Here is a 1,882-nt window from a genome sequence, read left to right as displayed (position 1 = left end):
AAGGGGGCGAGGCTGCGCAGCACCAGCCAGAGGCCGGCCGCCGTCACCGCCCCCCAGACCAGCGCCTCGCGCCAGGGGCGCAGCCGCTCGGCGAGCTCGGGGCGCAGGAAGCTCACCGCCAGTCGCCGAGCAGCGCCTGCCAGAGCGTCAGCGCCGCGACCACGGCGGTATCGGCCCGCAGGATCCGCGGCCCGAGCGAGACGGGCAGCACCGCGGCCATGCCGCGCAGCCGCGCGGCCTCCTCCGGCGCGAATCCCCCCTCCGGCCCGACCAGCACCGCCCAGGCCCCGGCCCCCGCCCCTTGGAGCGCCTCGCGCGCCGGCGGCGCGGCGCCGCTCTCGTCGCAGAAGAGAATCCGCCGCCGCTCGTCCCAGCCGTCGAGAACCGCTCCGAGCCGCTCCGGCTCCGCGACCTCGGGCACGGCGGTCGCGCCGCATTGCTCGGCCGCCTCGATGGCGAGCGCGCGCAGCCGCTCCCCGCGCAGCCGCTCGGCATTGGTGTGCCGGGTGAAGACCGGCCGCAGGCGGGCGACCCCGAGCTCGGTCGCCTTCTCCACGACGAAATCGGTGCGCGCCTTCTTCAGGGGCGCGAAGATCAGCCAGAGATCCGGCGCGGCCTGCTGCGGCCGCATCCGCTCCCGCACCACGAGACGCCCGCCGCGCCGCCCGGCCTCGGCGATCCCGGCAGCCCATTCGCCGTCGCGCCCGTTGAAGACCGCGATCCGCCCGCCGACGCCCTGGCGCATGACACCGAAGAGGTAATGCGCCTGCTCCGGCGTCAGCGCGACCCCGGCCCCGGGCTCGAGACCCGCCGCCACAAAGAGCCTGATCTTGCCGCCGCGATCTGTCATAGAGAGCTCCGAAGGATGGGAGACACTATGCGGACGGGCCGGGCGGAGGGAAAGGTCGCGGATGCGGCGGCGGACAACTGGGTCGACCGGTTCGCCCCGCCGGCCGCCCGGCCCTATCTGCGCCTTTCCCGCGCCGACCGGCCGATCGGCACCTGGCTCCTGCTCATCCCCTGCTGGTGGGGGCTGGCGCTCGCGGCGCTGGCCGGACCCGCGGGGTTCCGGCCCTTCGACCTCTGGATCGCCGCCGGCTGCGCGATCGGCGCCCTCCTGATGCGCGGCGCAGGCTGCACCTGGAACGACCTGACCGACCGCGAGATCGACGCCGCCGTCGCGCGCACCCGCTCGCGTCCGCTGCCCTCGCGCCAGGTGACCCCGCGCCAGGCGCTCGTCTGGATGGTGGCCCAGGCGCTCGCGGCCTTCCTGATCCTGCTGAGCTTCCCGCCGCTCGCCATCGCGCTCGGCATCGCCTCGCTGGCGCTCGTCGCGATCTATCCCTTCGCCAAGCGCTTCACCTGGTGGCCGCAGGTCTTCCTCGGGCTCGCCTTCAACTGGGGCGTCCTGGTCGGCTGGGCCGCCCATGCCGGCACCATCGCCGCCGCGCCGCTCCTGCTCTATGGCGCCGGCATCGCCTGGACGCTCTTCTACGACACGATCTACGCGCATCAGGACCGCGAGGACGACGCGCTGATCGGGGTGAAATCGACCGCCCGGCTCTTCGGCGCCGACACCGGCCGCTGGCTCGCGGGCTTTCACATTGCCGCGACCGGACTGGCCGCCCTCGCCATCCTCGCCTGCCGGCCGGCGCCGCTTCCCGCGGCGCTCGCCCTCGCCGGGCTGATCGGCTTCGCCGCGCATCTCCTTCGCCAGCTTCGCAGGTTGGCGATCGACGACCCCGCCACCTGCCTCGCGATCTTCCATTCCAACCGCGACGCCGGGCTCGCCCTCGCGGCGGGACTCGCCCTCGCCGCCGCGGGGGCCACGACCCGCTCGCCTTGATCCGCCCCCCCCCATTGCCTAAAAGACAGGTCGGGA

At 74.7% G+C, this 1,882-nt stretch carries 2 protein-coding genes; one reads left to right on the top strand and one right to left on the bottom strand.

What is annotated here, in order from left to right; translation table 11 throughout:
• Positions 1-112: 112 nt before the first annotated feature.
• Positions 113-850 (bottom strand): 16S rRNA (uracil(1498)-N(3))-methyltransferase, encoded by a 738-nt coding sequence (locus V7050_RS20790; RefSeq protein WP_324370135.1) that lies wholly within the window; start codon positions 848-850, stop codon positions 113-115.
• Positions 851-877: 27 nt separating this feature from the next.
• On the opposite strand from V7050_RS20790, the gene ubiA reads away from it, so the two are divergent.
• Entirely contained in the window at positions 878-1,846 is a 969-nt protein-coding gene (ubiA, locus tag V7050_RS20785) for a 4-hydroxybenzoate octaprenyltransferase (RefSeq protein WP_324411253.1), read from the top strand.
• The last annotated feature ends 36 nt before the right edge of the window (positions 1,847-1,882 follow it).

The organism is Amaricoccus sp. (assembly GCF_036846665.1).
Classification (GTDB): domain Bacteria; phylum Pseudomonadota; class Alphaproteobacteria; order Rhodobacterales; family Rhodobacteraceae; genus Amaricoccus.
The sequence above is the reverse complement of the archived record's forward strand: the minus strand, read 5'-3'. Positions and strand labels throughout refer to the sequence as shown.

Coding starts and splice junctions, on each gene's coding strand:
- V7050_RS20790 (WP_324370135.1), bottom strand. CDS start 850: ATGACAGATCGCGGCGGCAAGATCAGGCTCTTTGTGGCGGCGGGTCTC.
- ubiA (WP_324411253.1), top strand. CDS start 878: ATGCGGACGGGCCGGGCGGAGGGAAAGGTCGCGGATGCGGCGGCGGAC.